The organism is Flavobacterium sp. FlaQc-47, from assembly GCF_044006475.1.
Classification (GTDB): domain Bacteria; phylum Bacteroidota; class Bacteroidia; order Flavobacteriales; family Flavobacteriaceae; genus Flavobacterium.
Genome location: NZ_JBIPCQ010000008.1, coordinates 149227 through 165523, shown reverse-complemented (window position 1 = coordinate 165523; position 16297 = coordinate 149227). Strand labels below are relative to the sequence as shown.

At 32.6% G+C, this 16297-nt stretch carries 12 protein-coding genes; 6 read left to right on the top strand and 6 right to left on the bottom strand.

Annotation, left to right across the window (positions count from 1 at the left end; all coding sequences use genetic code 11):
* Nucleotides 1–161 precede the first annotated feature (161 nt).
* From ACHRVX_RS21380 to ACHRVX_RS21370, 3 genes are all read right to left on the bottom strand, one after another.
* Nucleotides 162–746 (bottom strand): Crp/Fnr family transcriptional regulator, encoded by a 585-nt coding sequence (locus tag ACHRVX_RS21380; RefSeq protein WP_395336067.1) that lies wholly within the window; start codon nt 744–746, stop codon nt 162–164.
* A gap of 889 nt (nt 747–1635) precedes the next feature.
* Nucleotides 1636–2427 carry a polysaccharide lyase gene (locus ACHRVX_RS21375; protein ID WP_395336065.1) on the bottom strand — a complete coding sequence of 264 codons (792 nt, stop codon included), beginning with the start codon at nt 2425–2427 and terminating at the stop codon, nt 1636–1638.
* A gap of 1015 nt (nt 2428–3442) precedes the next feature.
* Entirely contained in the window at nt 3443–4276 is an 834-nt protein-coding gene (locus ACHRVX_RS21370) for a M57 family metalloprotease (RefSeq protein WP_395336062.1), read from the bottom strand.
* A gap of 511 nt (nt 4277–4787) precedes the next feature.
* Between ACHRVX_RS21370 and ACHRVX_RS21365 the strand changes: the two genes are divergently transcribed.
* Both ACHRVX_RS21365 and ACHRVX_RS21360 read left to right on the top strand, forming a co-directional pair.
* Complete coding sequence (locus tag ACHRVX_RS21365) at nt 4788–7499, top strand: S8 family serine peptidase (RefSeq protein WP_395336060.1); 2712 nt, start codon at nt 4788–4790, stop codon at nt 7497–7499.
* Between the two features lie 156 nt (nt 7500–7655).
* On the top strand, nt 7656–7865 hold the full coding sequence (locus ACHRVX_RS21360; RefSeq protein WP_395336058.1) for a hypothetical protein: 210 nt from the start codon (nt 7656–7658) through the stop codon (nt 7863–7865).
* A gap of 144 nt (nt 7866–8009) precedes the next feature.
* Here ACHRVX_RS21360 and ACHRVX_RS21355 read toward each other — a convergent pair whose 3' ends face one another.
* Nucleotides 8010–8699, bottom strand: coding sequence for an SIMPL domain-containing protein (locus tag ACHRVX_RS21355; RefSeq protein WP_395336057.1), 690 nt, complete (start codon nt 8697–8699; stop codon nt 8010–8012).
* Nucleotides 8700–8751: 52 nt separating this feature from the next.
* A complete protein-coding gene (locus tag ACHRVX_RS21350; protein WP_395336055.1) occupies nt 8752–9390 on the bottom strand; it encodes a rhomboid family intramembrane serine protease in 639 nt (212 codons plus the stop codon).
* A gap of 112 nt (nt 9391–9502) precedes the next feature.
* On the opposite strand from ACHRVX_RS21350, the gene ACHRVX_RS21345 reads away from it, so the two are divergent.
* On the top strand, nt 9503–10375 hold the full coding sequence (locus ACHRVX_RS21345; RefSeq protein WP_395336053.1) for a lysophospholipid acyltransferase family protein: 873 nt from the start codon (nt 9503–9505) through the stop codon (nt 10373–10375).
* A 222-nt stretch (nt 10376–10597) separates the two neighbouring features.
* Nucleotides 10598–12076: a glycosyl hydrolase gene (locus ACHRVX_RS21340; RefSeq protein ID WP_395336051.1), complete on the top strand. Its 1479-nt coding sequence runs from the start codon at nt 10598–10600 to the stop codon at nt 12074–12076.
* A gap of 180 nt (nt 12077–12256) precedes the next feature.
* Here ACHRVX_RS21340 and glmM read toward each other — a convergent pair whose 3' ends face one another.
* Nucleotides 12257–13645, bottom strand: coding sequence for a phosphoglucosamine mutase (glmM, locus tag ACHRVX_RS21335; RefSeq protein ID WP_395336049.1), 1389 nt, complete (start codon nt 13643–13645; stop codon nt 12257–12259).
* Between the two features lie 281 nt (nt 13646–13926).
* On the opposite strand from glmM, the gene ACHRVX_RS21330 reads away from it, so the two are divergent.
* Together ACHRVX_RS21330 and ggt are read left to right on the top strand one after the other, a co-directional pair.
* Nucleotides 13927–14511 (top strand): ACP phosphodiesterase, encoded by a 585-nt coding sequence (locus tag ACHRVX_RS21330; protein WP_395336047.1) that lies wholly within the window; start codon nt 13927–13929, stop codon nt 14509–14511.
* Between the two features lie 38 nt (nt 14512–14549).
* Entirely contained in the window at nt 14550–16232 is a 1683-nt protein-coding gene (gene ggt / locus ACHRVX_RS21325) for a gamma-glutamyltransferase (protein ID WP_395336045.1), read from the top strand.
* Nucleotides 16233–16297 lie beyond the last annotated feature (65 nt).

The following is a 16297-nucleotide window of genomic DNA, read 5'->3' as shown; positions in this document are numbered from 1 at the left end:
TGATTCTGTTTAAATCCCACAGCCCTGCCAACAAAAACAATTACAAACTTCTTATTATGAATAGTCCTGCTGACACTCCTGTGAATCTCTATTAATTATTTCCCTGTAAAATTAAGCTTCTAAGAAAAAAACAGCAATAACATTTGTTTACGTTTTGGATATTATTTCTCAACGCCACGCTTAAGACGGCTTAAATGAACCGGGCTGATATTAAGGTACGATGCAATATAGTGCTGTGGCACACGGGTTCGTATTTTTGGAAATGCAGTATTCATACTATTGTAGCGATCCAAGGGAGTCTGAGTGTAGAATGCCCTGATTTTATCGTTCATCAAAAAAAAATAATCCTCCGCAATAAGCCTTCCTAACTTTTCTCCCTGCCGAAGATTGCAGTAAAGCAACTGCAGGGTTTCATAAGTAATTTGTACAACAGTTGTATTTTCAAGCGCCTGAATGTAAAAGTCGGCAGGAATCGCTTTTAAAAAACTCTGGTAATCTGTAGCAAATGTATTCTCTAATGAAAAATGGAATGTTTTTTCATCATCATTATGATCAATAAAGTAAATCCTCAATAAACCCTTTACCACAAAATAGATACCTCGGCAGACCTCTCCTTTGGAAACAATAATTTCTTTTTTCTTAATATGCTGCATTGTAAACATTGCCTTGCAACCTTCCCACTCCAGGTCATCAATCTCGATATAATGCATTATAAGGTCTCGAATAGTTGCAAAGTCATTATTCATTTGATTCATCTAAATTTCAATACAATATATTATTAGTATAACGCTGAAAGATATGTCGATATTTTACAATTGGGGCTTCAAATTCTATCATTGCATTGTTGTTTCGCAATTGTTGCAACATAGATAGTTTTAAGTGACATTGACCAGAATAAATGTCAGAATGCAGTCTCCGGCTTATCCTAAGTGCTTCTTCTGCATATTGAAATGCTTTTCCCAATGTTAGAGGATTATTATACGAACCTCCATACCAGTCGCTTACTTTTAATAAAATTTTGATTTTGTTTGTGCTTTCAGGTATTAGGTTTAGTGATTCCTCTGCTTTACTTACTTGCTGTTCACTATAAGGTTGTTCAAGATCTAAACATCTTTTAAAAAAGGGTAGATTTTTTCTGCTATTTCTATCCCCGTCATGCTATTGCGATGGGTCAATGCATTTACTTCTCCAAATGAAAACCGTAGAAGGAGAGACAGAATTATTCTGTATTGATTTGAGAGCATTTTTTGAGGAATTAATGAGCTCTACGAAGGTATTGATAATTATTTATTTAAATTTAAAATATGTTAAAATTGACCACCAACGATATATCGTTGTTGTACTTAAATAGTCCCTGCAAAAAGTATAAAAACATGCAAAAAAGTTAACTTAATTTACTTTTCAAAACCTGAAAAAGTATAAAACCTGCAAAATCATAAGCTTTGCAGGTTTTTTGTTCTAAGGCACTTTTAATCTTTGTAAAAACACACAAAGTTTTGGTCAGAAACTTTTTTAAGATTTAGGACTACATCTAAAATCAAAAATTATACAGTTGGAGTTTCAATGTGAAGCTAATAACAATACTAACTTGTGATTTTATATATTAATGCCAAATTGCTGTAAAGTGCATTAATGCTATTGAGCATCCCAAGATGCACTAGGATAGGAAATAGAACTTGTTACCGGAGCTTTCCAGTATTCCTGACTACCACCACGGAAGGTATGGAAACTTACGGCATTAACATTTCGCTTAGAATCATTAGTCACCCAACGAATTGTTTGATTCAATATCTCCGTGCCATTTACATAATATTTGACGTATCCGTTCGTATTGGAGCCAGTATTTAACTTAACAGATATCTGACAGTTATACGTTACTCCTTCTTGTATGTAATACTTTTTCCCAAAATCGTTACCAAATTGTCCGGGCTGATCTTTATAATAGACATAAGGCTGCAGATAAGCTCCGCTTCCTTTGGCTGAGTTTGATCCATTTGGGCAATACCACATAAATCTGGCACTACCTCCATTTCCATCCCATCCAGGGTCGCCGCCGGTATTCTGATCACCAATTAGTACACCGTATCCGCATTTACCGCCTCTGCTCCAGTAAAATCCGGAATTAAATTTCATCTGGAACCAAACGGTGTAAACACCTTCTGACCAAACACCATACGATGTACACAAGCCACCGGGACATGTGAGTGTATTTGTTTTCAATGTAATTGTTGTCGCTCCGGCACCACCACCCGCGGCGGCAGCTGCCGCTAGTGCATTTTTGTTAGTACTCTGCTGCACATCTTTCTCAGTACTTTGCAAAACTTCTTTGTTAATGGCTTGTGGCTCATTTAAATCTTGTTCCTTTTCACAGGAATTAAACGCTAATGCTATAATAAATAGCAAACTTAATTTTAAGCTTTTTCTCATTTTGTAAAAAATTAAAGGTTAGTAAATAATTAATAGGTAATAAGTAATAGATAGTGATTATATTATTGATACTGAAACAGAAAATTTTTTCCAATTCTATGATTGGAATCTATGAACACAAATAAAACAACGTATTATTTTATGCTTACTGTAATTATCTTAAAATCAGCATGATTTTATATTTTAGCGCGATTACAGATCCCGTTTACGTTCGCTAAGCAATTAGTAATTGACACTACAAAGTTGATTAATAACAATTTGAATGGGGAGTAATAATGTACGTTTTTGGATACAAAAAAATCCGGCTTATATAATTTTTGCCTGTTTTTTAGATTTTAAAAGCCTATTATTCATAACACTATAAAAAAAACAACTAATAATTTAAGAATTAATCTCTGCCCTATTTAATAATATTTGGCAGAGAAGACTTCGAATTAATATTTAAAAAAATGAAAGATAATTGAACATTAAACTGTTGCGGTATTTCGTGTTTCCAGCACAAAATATGCAACAAAAAAGGAAGTTTAAATTGAAGCAAAATGTTGATTCTTTTGAAGAAGTTGTGGCAGAAAATAAAAAAACATCTGCAATTTTAGAATTTTAAACCGGAGAAATTGCCGATTTTAAGACTTATGAAGGCTTTTTGTTCTATTGGTAATAATGAAGGAGCAAGAAAAAAATATTCAGGAGAGATACATTTATAATACTGGGTGATTTTTACCACAAAGCGCGCAAAGTTTTTTATGGTACAGTGTTTTGATAAACACAAAGTTCACAAAGCTTTTTGTTGACCTGGCTTTGTGCTTTTCGGTAATATTTTTTCTCTCAACAGGTTTTGGGATTGATCCGAAATTTTGATATAAAAGCAGAAAACTTTGAAATTGAATTACTAAAACTGGTAACTAAAAAGATCGGGAAAAATCAGGTAAGTTTAAAACTCGTACCTACAAAAAAAGAGGCTGCTTCAAAATGAAACAGCCTCTATTATTTTGTAAAGACACCTCTAATTCAACTTCTAGTATAAATAATTCAGAGCTGTAACATCGTTAGCATTGAAAGCTCCAGTTTCTGATGAACCGAAACAAGCTCTCATGTAAGAAGTTGCATCATATCCTGAAGGTGTTCCCGGGATTTGAATTGCTCCAACACCAGCTGTTCCTTCATTTGAATTTTGTCCACAACTTTGACGGCTGAACCAGTCAGTATGACGTAAACCAATACAGTGACCTATTTCGTGTGCAGATACGTGTGCATTTACACCTGTTGAATAAGTATCTAGTCCAGAATATAGTGTAACTGAATTAAAAGGTGCTCCTCCTGAAGGAAAACCTGCTACTCCACCGGCAGAACCGGTTTGTCTCCGGACAACAATGTTTGCTCCTGTAGTGCTTGAACTAAAGGTTAGTGTAAAGTTAATAGACAATCCTAAATTATTATATCTATTGATTGCCGCTTGCAATCCTGCACGCATATTTGTACTTAGCGCTGTTGTACCAGTTCCTGTTAATCCTACAACTTTAATAGTTCTTGGTGCAGATACTAAATTTGTAGTACGATACTGTTCTGTAGTAATACCTCCGTGAAGATCCATTTTATCTAATTGATCTTGTGTAATGATGATATCTCCTTCTACCAGAAACGCATCCTCAGTAGTACCATCTAATTTAGTGTTCTTAATTACCTGAACATCTGAGTTGTTAAGAGATAGTGAACTAATTTTATTTAACACATCTTGTGTTACTTTAAGAGATTCTTGATTTGATGAAGTTGTTGATTCATCTCCTTTGCTACAGGATATTATTGTTAGCGCTACGAATGACAGGGCTAAAATCGATTTAATTCTTTTCATAATAGGTTTTTTTTGGTTGTTTAATTAAGTTGATTAATGGGGTCTTTACAAAATATTGTAATCTTTGTTGCCAAATTTATATAATTTTTAATCTTAAAATACTTATAAAACAAGTATTTAACAAATTTAACATTTTTTGTTATATTTTTTTATGTAACTTTTTTAATAATAATTATCTGATTATTACGGCAACCCCAGTAAAATCAACAACTGAATATAAATCAGTTTGTTACATAAAATAATAATGCTTACTATTTTATTTTTATTTAGCCTGTGTTAAAAAATGATTGTACCAGTTTTATACAATATTTAAAATAGTAAAAGACGTTATATGCACTATTTACTCCTACAAATTTTGAGGATTTAGGAAGAAATAAAAAATCATAAAATTTTTACAAATATTTTAATAACTTTGATTTACCTACAACATTTAAAAATTTAAAAATAAAATCATTAAGTTCAAAGTATCAACCTTGCTAAGCCATAAAAACTGCTCTAAAATCTCCAGTAAATGAAGAAACAAATTATTTTTCTCCTTTTTATGATTACGACAATCAGTTTCTCACAAAGTGGTGAGAAATGGAAACAATACATCAAAAAAGAAAATGAAAGAAAATTTGAAAAATACTATCTTACGTCTTTAGAAAATGCACATCAGAACAAGTACAAGATTGTAAAAAAACTTGACAGTACTTTTTGTATCATTAAAAATGAAAGTTTGAAATCCGGTAAATCTTCAAAAATTCAATTCGTTAATAATTTTTGGAAATTACCATCAAATTTTTCAAATCATAATGAAGACAAACCGTATATAATAGCAACTGATTCTATCCAGGCGTTAATTACTGATTTGAAATTAATACACATTTCTAACATTAAAATACTGGACAATCATCTTGTAATTATAAATACTGATTCTAAAAAAATTAAGGATGAAATTATAAATTTGAACAGCGTATCTTCTATTTCACAAGAATCATTTCAGCCAAAAGGCGAATCTAAAATCACAGATCAAAATTTTACTATTAACTATATCAACAAAGCCAATATTAATTTTCCTCTTTTAAAAGGCGAAAATCAAATTGTTGCAATCAAAGATGATCTTTTTGATGTGAATGATATTGATTTACTAAACAAACACATTCCTTCGCAAACACAATCTTCTATTGTATCGAGCCACGCAACGGCTATGGCAACTATAGTTTCAGGATTAGGAAATAGTTCTGTATTAGGAAAAGGTGTCGCTCAAAAAGCTAAAATACAATCCTCTGACTTTTTGAATCTCTATCCCGATGAAGTGGCAACTTTGCAAGGCGCAACTACTCAAAATCATTCCTATGGAACTGTGATTGAAAATTTTTACGGTTCGCTAGCTAATGCTTATGACGCGCAGTTATTTTCAAATACAGATTTAACTCATTGTTTTTCGTCTGGTAATACTGGACTTCAGGGTTTTAAATCCATTACCGGTAATTTCAAGCAATCAAAAAATAGCATTGTATTAGGTTGTATTGATCAAAACGAAGTAATTATGCCATTTTCATCAAAAGGCCCAGCTTATGACGGTCGGATAAAACCAGAGTTAGTAGCCTTTAGCACACAAGGAACTTCAAATTCTACCGCATTAGCTACAGGAATTATTACACTTATGAAACAACATTATAAAACCATAAACAATAGCGCTTTGACTAATATCCTTACAAAAGCAATTTTAATTAATAGTGCCAAAGATTTAGGGAATAAAGGCCCGGATTTTACTTATGGATACGGTAATATAAATGCTGATAAAAGCTTAAAAACGATCACTGAAAACAGATTTATATCCGGTAATTTAACAACTGGTCAAACCAATTCACACACAATTACTCTTCCGGAAAATGCAAAAAACTTAAAAATCACATTAGTCTGGAACGATTTACCAGCAGAAATTAATAGTAATATAAGTTTGGTAAATGATTTAGATCTTGAAGTTATTGCAGCTGATAATACTACTTTTTTACCCTGGATTCTTAATCCTGATACTCCTGAACAGGAAGCTGTAAGAGGACAAGATATAATTAATAATATAGAACAAGTAACTATTGAAAACCCAACATCAGGATCTTATACTATTAATGTAATTGGTTCATATGTTTCAGAAACGTCTCAGGAATATAGCATTGCTTACGAATATGAATTAGAAAATCAATTTGAATGGAATTACCCCGTCAATAATGATAATTTCCCTTATGATGGCAAAACAATTTCACCTTTTAAATGGAGTTCATCATTTTCCGGTATTCCCGGACAATTGTCTGTTACTTATAATAATGGGGAAACTTGGGAAGTTATCGCAAATGATATAAATCTGAATAATGGACAATTTACTTATACGCCTGCAACACAAAAATTTTTGAAAGCAAAACTAAAAATGACCATTAATAATATTGATTATATATCTGATAGCTTTACGATTTCTTATGATTTAAATATCAGCACCAGCTTAGTTTGTGATGGCACAACCGAAATTAATTGGGACAAACCTGCAAATGTCGCTTCTTTCAATATTTATCAACTAGCAGGAGATCATTTAGAATTAAAAGAACAAACAACAAAAAATACTTACACCTATAATGATGGAAAAATTTACTCTGTTATTCCTGTGTTTGATAATACCGAAGGAATAAAAAGTGAGTCAACATTAGCATATGCCCAAAATTCAAATTGCTATTTTGAGTTGACTTTAGCAGAAGTTTTTGAAGAAAATAAAGTAAAGATTGATGCCAGTGTTTTTAGCTTGTACAATATCAAAAAAATTGATTTAGTAAAATTAAATAATAATGACGAAAGTATCATTAGCAGCATAAATGATATCAATTCAAAAACATTTTCTTTTTTAGATGATGCACCAACAAAGGGAAGCAATAAGTATAAAATAAATTTAATTTTAGAAAACAGTAATGTAATAAGTTCCCTCATTCTTGATACTAATTATTTAGGCGATGATTTGTTTTTTGTATACCCAACGTTATTAAGCAAAAATGAAGAATTAAATATTGAAGGCAAAAAAGAGGAAAATGCTATTTTCTATTTGTACAACATTAGCGGTCAAAACACTATAACATCTCCGTTACTTTCTAAAACCAATAACATTAATATAAAAAACATTTCTTCAGGAATTTATATCTATAAAATAATTACAAACTCAGGCGAAATACAAACTGGAAAAATTGCCGTTTTTTAAGTTGTAAAATAACTTCGATAATCAAATTACAATTCATAACAGTCTAAAAATCATACAACTTTTATAAAGAATTATATAAATCATTCTCGGCTTTGTCTATTTATATTTGAAATATTAATCTTTCAAATAATAAGATAAAAATCAAAAGCCATCATTATGAGAATAGCCAATCAACTTAATTATCAGCCTAAAGCGAGCTTATCTTCAGCATCGCCAATGTTTATGGAAAATTATGAACGTAATCATCTTGAACAGGCGTATGAAACGACAGAATTTACAGTATTCCGGAGCAATGAATTAAATTATCTTGACAGCGAATTTTGCTGTGCTCTGGAAAAGGAAGGACATGGAGATTTCCTATTATAGAATCTGCGATTGTCTTGCAACTTCTAATACATCCAGCCTAAAAAAATTATTTAATAAATAATACTTATATCTAATTCTAAAAAAAATCCAAATCCCAATTTTTAAGTTGGAATTTGGATTTTTTTTATTTGAAGTTTATCTGTTTTAATCTAAAATAAAGCTCACGCTTACATTTGCAATAACTTCGATTTCACCAGCTGCTAAAGTTTCATTTTCGGCACCTGCAGAATCCATTGCCATTGTTTTCATAGCGGTGTACATTGGTTGCGGACGATAAACCTGAGTATTATCAGAGATAGTATACGCTTTACCAACTTTTTGTCCTAAAACCGAAACGTAATCTTCTGCTTTTAATTTAGCGTCTTTTATGGCTAATTTTCTTGCTTCTGTTTCAATTTGCTCTAATTTAGAGGTTTCAAAAGATACTTTATCAATACGGTTAATACCTTGTTGAACAAGACCTTCCATCAATTCATCATATTTAGTTAAATCTTTCAATACGATTTCAATTGTTTGAATGGCATTGTAGCTGGTTTTCTTTTTCTCATAATCATATTGCGGATTAAGAGCAACTTGTTTAGTTTTGAAATCTGCTGTCGCAATATTCATCTTTTTAATGAATTTTAAAACTGCGTCGATTTTTTCGTCATTTTGTTTTTTGACATCTTTAGCATTATTTCCTTTTGTTTCAACTGTTGCAGAAATTAAAACCTTATCTGGAGCTACTTTTACTTTTCCTTCTCCGTTTACATTAATTTGCGGAATTTGTTTGATCTCCTGGCCGTAAGACATAGTCATAAACATGATTGTTAAAAATAATAGTACTTTCTTCATTTTTGTTATATTTAAATTGTTTGATTATGGAATTTCAAAAGTTGTGCCAATATTATAATTTCCCCAATTTTGCCATTACAAAAAGTATAAAAATGGGGATCGCTAATAACACAACTATCAATGTATGGTCTGCAATTAGTGAAGGCTCTTTTACCAGAGTTATTAAATATCCGCCAATTGCGCCACCAAAATGTGCTGTGTGCCCAATATTATCATTTTTAGCACGCATTCCGTAAATTGAATACAATAAATATAAGATCCCGAATAAATATGCCGGCATTGGTATTACAAAGAAAATTCCCAGCATCATATCAGGCTGTAATAATATTGCCGAATATAAAATACCCGTTACAGCGCCCGAAGCTCCAACGGCACGATAACTGTAATCATTTTTATGAAAGAGCATGGTTAGTAAACTTCCAAAAATTAAACTTCCGAAATAAATTAAAACAAAAGAAATCGGACCCATCAATTGAATTACTACTGGTGCGAAAAACCAAAGCGTCAACATATTAAATACTAAATGCATCATATCTGCATGTAAAAAACCGGATGAAATCATTCTGATTTGTTCACCGGAACGAATACTACCTACATGAAATTCGTATTTTCTAAAAAAAGCAAGATCATTAAAACCTTTGTAACTAATAATAGCATTAGCAACTATAATCCCTACTAAAATGGTATTCATAAAAAATATTTATTGTGATTTGTAAATATAGTGATTCTTAAACATATGTTAGCTTCAGACCAAATTACCGCTCGTTATTCATTTTTATTTTATATTTGCTAAAAAAAAGTACATGCAATTTCTCGTTTATATATTGGCCTATCCTCTACTTTGGCTTATCTCTATACTTCCTTTTCGATTGTTTTACTGGTTATCAGATTTTATATGTTTTATTATATATAGAATCATTGGCTATCGCAAAAAAGTAGTACGTGAAAACCTGGCGCTTACTTTGCCCCACTTAAGTAAAAGCGAGTTAAAAGAAATTGAAAAGAAATTTTACCACCATATGTGCGATATGTTTCTGGAAACCATTAAAACAATGAGCATTTCACCCGAAGAAATGGAAAAGAGATTTCGTGTGACCAATATTGAACTTGTAAATGAATATGCAAAAAGAGGCAAAAGTGTCATTCTTGTAGCTTCGCATTATGCAAGTTATGAATGGCTTTTAACCATTAATCCTAAAATAGACTTTAAGGGAATTGCCGTTTACAAAAGAGTTGCCAACCGCTATTTTGATAAACTGGTTCGAAAAATACGCTCGAAATACGATACAGAATTAGTTGAGACAAGAAAGGCGATCCCTACTATGGCGCAAAATCAGCGTGACGGAATTTTAAGCATGTACGGATTAGCAAGTGATCAATCGCCTAAACTGGACCGAATTTTTCATTCAATGAAATTTATGGGTGTTGAAGTTCCGGTACATACAGGCGCGGAAATGCTGGCTAAAAAATACGATTTAAGCGTGATTTTTGTAAAAGTAAAAAAAGTTGCAAGAGGTTACTATGAAGCCACTTTTGTTGCTATAGCCGATAATCCCAAAGATTATCAAAACTTTGATATTACAGAAAAATATTTAAGAGAAGTTGAAAAACAAATTTACGAAGCTCCTGAATTTTATTTATGGACGCACAAAAGATGGAAACACAGAATTGAATAGCAACTTCTGCCATAAATAAATAAATCCAAAAAAGTAAAATTGCTTTTTTGGATTTTTTATTTTATAAAACTTCATAATAATAGAATTCTTTATTCAAAGCAGTAAAATAGATTTTTGATGTGTTTTTGTACTATTTTATTTCTGACAGAATCAAATGATAAGTTGCATAAAGAACATATATTTGAAGAAGATTAACCCTACTTAAATCTAAATTAACCTATTATGAAGAAAAACCTATGTTCTTTAATTTTTTGTATTTCAATAGCTGCTTTCGCTCAAAGCCCCAAACGTGGAATAGCTTACGGAAATAACTCAACGGCAGATTTACTTGCTCTAAAACCAGGCGTTTCCTGGTGGTACAATTGGGGATCTTCGCCTGAAAATGATACTAATGCCAATTATGAATCCATTGGTGTTGAATATGTCCCAATGACATGGAATGCGGTAAGTGATGCCGATGTACAAGCTTTTATAAACAGAATAAAGCCCGGTGCAAAATATTTACTGGCTTTTAATGAACCTAATTTTAATGATGGCGCAAGATTAACTCCGCAAGAAGCCGTTAATGCATGGAAAAATGTAGAGAAAATTGCTGCCGCTAAAAACTTAGAAATAGTTAGTGCCTCACCGGCGTATAATGACCCGAATAATAATTATGGCGGTTACAGTAGTCCGACTGCATGGCACGATCATTTTTTTCTGTTATGCCCCAATTGCAAAGTCGATTATATTGCTTTTCATACTTATGATAGCTCTTCGGGATCCGTTATTGGCGTTACCAGTCTTTTAAAAAAATACAATCGTCCGGTTTGGGTGACTGAATTTGCAAACAGAGTAGTTCAAAGTGCCGCTGACAAAACTAAATTTATGAAAGACATCATAACTAATTTTGAAAATGATCCGGACATTTACAGATATTCCTGGTTCACAGGAAGAGTTCCAGCAGAATGGTTAGACATGGCAGAAGGTCCCTTACTAGCTCCTCAAAGCGGCGTTTTAAGACCCATTGGGACTGAATACATAAATACAGCTTATACATCTAAAAAGATGAATGTTCCAGGCAGAATAATTGCAAATAAACATTATCGCCGAAAAGGAACAACCTTACAAAACACAACTGATTCAGGAACAACACAAAATGTATCTAATATAGAAACAGGAGATTGGAATGAATTTATGCTGAATGTTGATAACGCGGGAACTTATAATTTAACCTTTAGAGTTGCATCAACAAGTCAGGGTAAATTTGATATTGTAGTAAATGATGTTGTCGCAAAAACTGATCAAACATTTGCAGCAACAGGAAGTTTGCAAACGTACACCAATAAAATTGTAAACGGAATTACATTACCAAAAGGACAAGTTTACCTGAAAATTAAATTCAAATCAAACGATATGAATTTTAATTACATCGATGTATCAACAGCCAACTTAGGCGTAAATGATCCAACAGTTCAAAAAGATTTTTTTACGGTTTACCCAAATCCCATTGAATCACAATCCACACTTCATATAAAATCTGCCATTACAGAACCTTTGAATTTAAGAATAACAGATATGAAAGGAAGTATTTGTTTCTCATCAGATACAAATTTCACCAATGAAGATATTAAAATTGGTGAAAAACTTTCAAGCGGAGTTTATATTGTAACCGCAACTTATGGTTCTGTAAAAAAGTCTTTGAAAATTATCAAAAACTAGAGTCGTAATAATTTTACCGCAAAGTTCGCAAGAGTTTTTATTTAGTAGACGAAAACAAAAAGTTCGCAAAGCTTTGTATTGATCTAGCTTTGCGAACTTTGCCTTTTATAAAATCCTACTATTAAAAAACTTGCGAACTTTGCGGTTAATTTTTGTGTTCAGATTATCTAATGCCAAAAATTAAATTCCGGCAATTGCTTTTATTTCATCTATAATTCGAAGTGCCAATACATCTGCTTTTTCCTGAGAAGGAGCTTCAGTATAAATTCTGATAATTGGTTCTGTGTTTGATTTTCTTAAATGAACCCATTCTGTTGCAAAATCAATTTTCACACCGTCAATTGTTGTAATATCTTCGTTTTTATATTTATTTGTCATAGCTTCTAAAATCGCATCAACATCAATTTGTGGTGTCAATTCAATTTTATTTTTGCTCATATAATATTCCGGATATGAAGCACGCAATGCAGAAACTGACATTTTTTTATTGGCTAAATGTGTTAGAAATAACGCTACACCAACTAAACTATCACGCCCGTAATGAGATTCAGGATAAATGATTCCGCCGTTTCCTTCACCACCAATAATAGCGTTGTTTTTTTTCATTAATTCAACAACATTCACTTCTCCAACTGCACTTGCTTCATATTTTCCGCCATGAGCAACCGTTACATCGCGCAAAGCACGAGACGATGACATATTCGAAACTGTGTTTCCGGGAGTTTTACCCAAAACATAATCGGCGCAAGCCACTAACGTATATTCTTCGCCGAACATTTCTCCGTCTTCGCAAATAAAAGCAAGACGATCTACGTCCGGATCTACAACAACTCCTAAATCAGCTTTTTCCTTTACTACTAATTCAGAAATATCGGTTAAATGCTCTTTTAAAGGTTCCGGGTTGTGCGGGAAATGTCCGTTTGGTTCGCAGTATAATTTTACCACTTCAACTCCCATTAATTCTAATAATCTTGGGATAATGATTCCGCCTGACGAATTTACGCCATCAACAACCACTTTAAATTTTGCTGCTTTTACCGCTTCAACATCTACTAAAGGTAAATTTAAAACCTCATCGATATGAATATCCATATAAGCATCATTCACCGTGATTTCACCTAAATTATCAACGTCCGAGAAATCGAAAGCTTCAGCATCAGCAATATCTAAAATTTTTGCTCCTTCTTCACCACTTAAAAATTCTCCTTTAGCATTCAATAATTTTAAGGCATTCCATTGTTTCGGATTATGAGAAGCGGTTAAAATAATTCCGCCATCCGCTTTTTCCAAAGGAACAGCAATTTCAACAGTAGGCGTTGTTGAAAGTCCCAGATCAATTACATTAATTCCTAAACCTACTAAAGTATTTACAACCAGATTGTGAATCATAGGTCCGGAAATTCTGGCATCACGACCTATTACAACTGTCAATTTTTCTTTTGAAGTATTGTTTTTTAGAAAAGTACCATATGCCGATGCAAATTTTACAGCATCAACCGGAGTCAGATTATCTCCTACTTTTCCACCAATAGTTCCTCGTATTCCTGAGATCGATTTTATTAAAGTCATGTTTATGAGTTATAGTTACCAGTTACAAATATAGAAAAGTTGCTGAGTTCCTAAGTTGCTAAGTTGCTAAGAATTTAAAAAAAGCTACTAATTGTCTGATTTGCTAAGGTCCTGAGATTTTTTAAAGAAGTTGCTGAGACGCTAAGTTCCCGAGATTTTAATTGCTATAGATAATCCTTAAAATGATGTGAAAAAGTTTTCATACTTTTACTAAAATAACTTAGTGTCTTAGCAACTTAGAACCTTTGTAACTCTAAAAGAAACTTAGCAACTCAAAAAAAATGAACTTCCTAGCCCACATCTATTTGTCCGGAGATAATGATTTAATTAAAATTGGCAATTTTATGGCCGATGGAATTCGCGGGAAACAATTTGAGCATTTTCCTGAAGAAGTTCAAAAAGGCATTATTTTGCATCGTTCCATAGATACTTATACAGATTCTCACGATGTTTTTAGACAAAGTACCAAACGGTTACATGAAAAATACCACCATTATGCCGGCGTTATTGTCGATATTGTCTACGATCATTTTTTAGCCAAAAACTGGACAAAATATTCAGATGAAAAACTGGAAGATTTCATTAATCGATTTTATACTTCATTACATACTAATTATGATATCCTGACCGAAAAAACTCAGAGTTTAATGCCGTATATGATCGAAAGAAACTGGCTTTTAAGTTATCAAACCGTGGAAGGAATCAAGAATATTTTGACACAAATGGACCGACGCTCAAAAAACACCTCAAAAATGCAGTTTGCAAGTGAAGAATTAGTAGCATTTTATTCGGAATTTGAACAGGAATTCACACTCTTTTTTGAAGACGTCAAAAAGCATTCAAAACAAAAATTACTGTCTTTATAGAATATATCAGATTATACAGAAAACAAATACCATTCTTTATGAAAAAAATCGCCTTTTTATTCAGTTTTATTTCTATTTATAGTTTTGCACAACAAACCGCAAAACCAACAGGATTGGTCGCCACAAAAGCAATGGTCGTTTCTGCACGTCAGGAAGCATCTAAAGTAGGATTAGAAATTATACAAAAAGGCGGAAATGCTTTTGATGCAATGGTTGGAACCGAATTGGCTTTGGCCGTAGCGTTTCCTTTTGCGGGAAATATTGGCGGAGGTGGATTTATGGTATATCGAAAAGCAAATGGCGAAGTTGGATCTTTAGACTATCGCGAAAAAGCACCATTAGCAGCCACAAAAGATATGTTTGTTGATAAAGACGGAAATGTTATAAAAGGTAAAAGTACCCAAACTGCTTTAGCAATTGGTGTTCCGGGAACAATTGCGGGAGTTTTTGCCGTACACAAAAAATTGGGTTCTTTGCCAATGGCTGAAATTTTAAAACCTGTCATTGCGTTAGCAGAAAGAGGTGTAGTTGTCACCAAAAAACAAGAAAAAAATATAAATGATTACAGGGATGCTATTGTAAAAATAAACGGTGATAAAACGCCACTTGCAACTCTGTACAAAGAAAATGATACTATTAAATATCCTGCTCTTGCCAAAACATTGAAACGAATTGCAAAAAACGGAAGAAATGAATTTTACAAAGGCGAAACAGCTAAAATATTAGTTGATTATCTTAATAAAAAAGGTGGGATTATTACACTTCAGGATTTAGCAAAATATGAGGCAAAATGGAGAAAACCATTGCAATTTACTTATAAAGATTTAAAAATCACCTCAATGTCACCACCAAGCAGTGGCGGAATTTGTCTGGCGCAAATCATGAAAATGATCGCTCCATATGATTTATCAAAAATGGGACATAACTCTGAGGAGTCTATTCAGGTTATTGTTGAGGCCGAAAGAAGGGCTTACGCAGACAGAAGCCAGTTTTTAGGAGATCCTGATTTTGTAAAAATTCCAGTTAATGGTTTATTGTCTGATGTTTATTTAAAAGAAAGAATGTCAACTTTTAATGTAAACAAAGCCAGTTTATCATCAGAAATAAAAGAAGGAAAAGTAAATTTTAATGAAAGTACTGAAACTACTCATTATTCAATTGTTGATGCTCAGGGAAATGCCGTTGCAGCAACTACAACACTTAATGACGGTTACGGATCAAAATATTATTGTGACGAATTAGGATTTTTTCTAAATAACGAAATGGATGATTTTAGCGCAAAGCCCGGATCTCCCAATATGTTTGGCTTAGTAGGAAACGAAGCTAACAGTATTGCTCCGCAAAAAAGAATGTTAAGTTCAATGACACCAACGATTGTAGAGAAAAACGGAAAATTATTTATGGTCGTAGGTTCTCCGGGTGGTTCGACTATAATTACAACGGTTTTACAAGCCATTTTAAATGTTTACGAATACAATTTGAGTATGCAGGAAGCCGTAAACGCACCACGATTTCATCATCAATGGTTACCAGATTTAATTACGTTTGAACCTAATGCATTTGACAATATTACAATAGATAAATTGAAAGCAAAGGGATATTTAATTAACGAAAAAACTACGCCCGTAATTGGTAAACTTGATTGTATTTTGGTTTTACCTAACAGCAATCTTGAAGGTGGCGCAGATTTTCGTGGAGACGATACAGCTGTAGGCTTTTAATTTTATTGCTAATTTTCATTTATATTTAAACATTATGAGTTAAATTTGTAGTTTACCTAACTTTT

What these genes read in the sequence shown, in the direction of transcription:
- ACHRVX_RS21380 (WP_395336067.1), bottom strand. Translation starts at nt 746, where the DNA reads ATGAATAATGACTTTGCAACTATTCGAGACCTTATAATGCATTATATC.
- ACHRVX_RS21375 (WP_395336065.1), bottom strand. Translation starts at nt 2,427, where the DNA reads ATGAGAAAAAGCTTAAAATTAAGTTTGCTATTTATTATAGCATTAGCG.
- ACHRVX_RS21370 (WP_395336062.1), bottom strand. Translation starts at nt 4,276, where the DNA reads ATGAAAAGAATTAAATCGATTTTAGCCCTGTCATTCGTAGCGCTAACA.
- ACHRVX_RS21365 (WP_395336060.1), top strand. Translation starts at nt 4,788, where the DNA reads ATGAAGAAACAAATTATTTTTCTCCTTTTTATGATTACGACAATCAGT.
- ACHRVX_RS21360 (WP_395336058.1), top strand. Translation starts at nt 7,656, where the DNA reads ATGAGAATAGCCAATCAACTTAATTATCAGCCTAAAGCGAGCTTATCT.
- ACHRVX_RS21355 (WP_395336057.1), bottom strand. Translation starts at nt 8,699, where the DNA reads ATGAAGAAAGTACTATTATTTTTAACAATCATGTTTATGACTATGTCT.
- ACHRVX_RS21350 (WP_395336055.1), bottom strand. Translation starts at nt 9,390, where the DNA reads ATGAATACCATTTTAGTAGGGATTATAGTTGCTAATGCTATTATTAGT.
- ACHRVX_RS21345 (WP_395336053.1), top strand. Translation starts at nt 9,503, where the DNA reads ATGCAATTTCTCGTTTATATATTGGCCTATCCTCTACTTTGGCTTATC.
- ACHRVX_RS21340 (WP_395336051.1), top strand. Translation starts at nt 10,598, where the DNA reads ATGAAGAAAAACCTATGTTCTTTAATTTTTTGTATTTCAATAGCTGCT.
- glmM (WP_395336049.1), bottom strand. Translation starts at nt 13,645, where the DNA reads ATGACTTTAATAAAATCGATCTCAGGAATACGAGGAACTATTGGTGGA.
- ACHRVX_RS21330 (WP_395336047.1), top strand. Translation starts at nt 13,927, where the DNA reads ATGAACTTCCTAGCCCACATCTATTTGTCCGGAGATAATGATTTAATT.
- ggt (WP_395336045.1), top strand. Translation starts at nt 14,550, where the DNA reads ATGAAAAAAATCGCCTTTTTATTCAGTTTTATTTCTATTTATAGTTTT.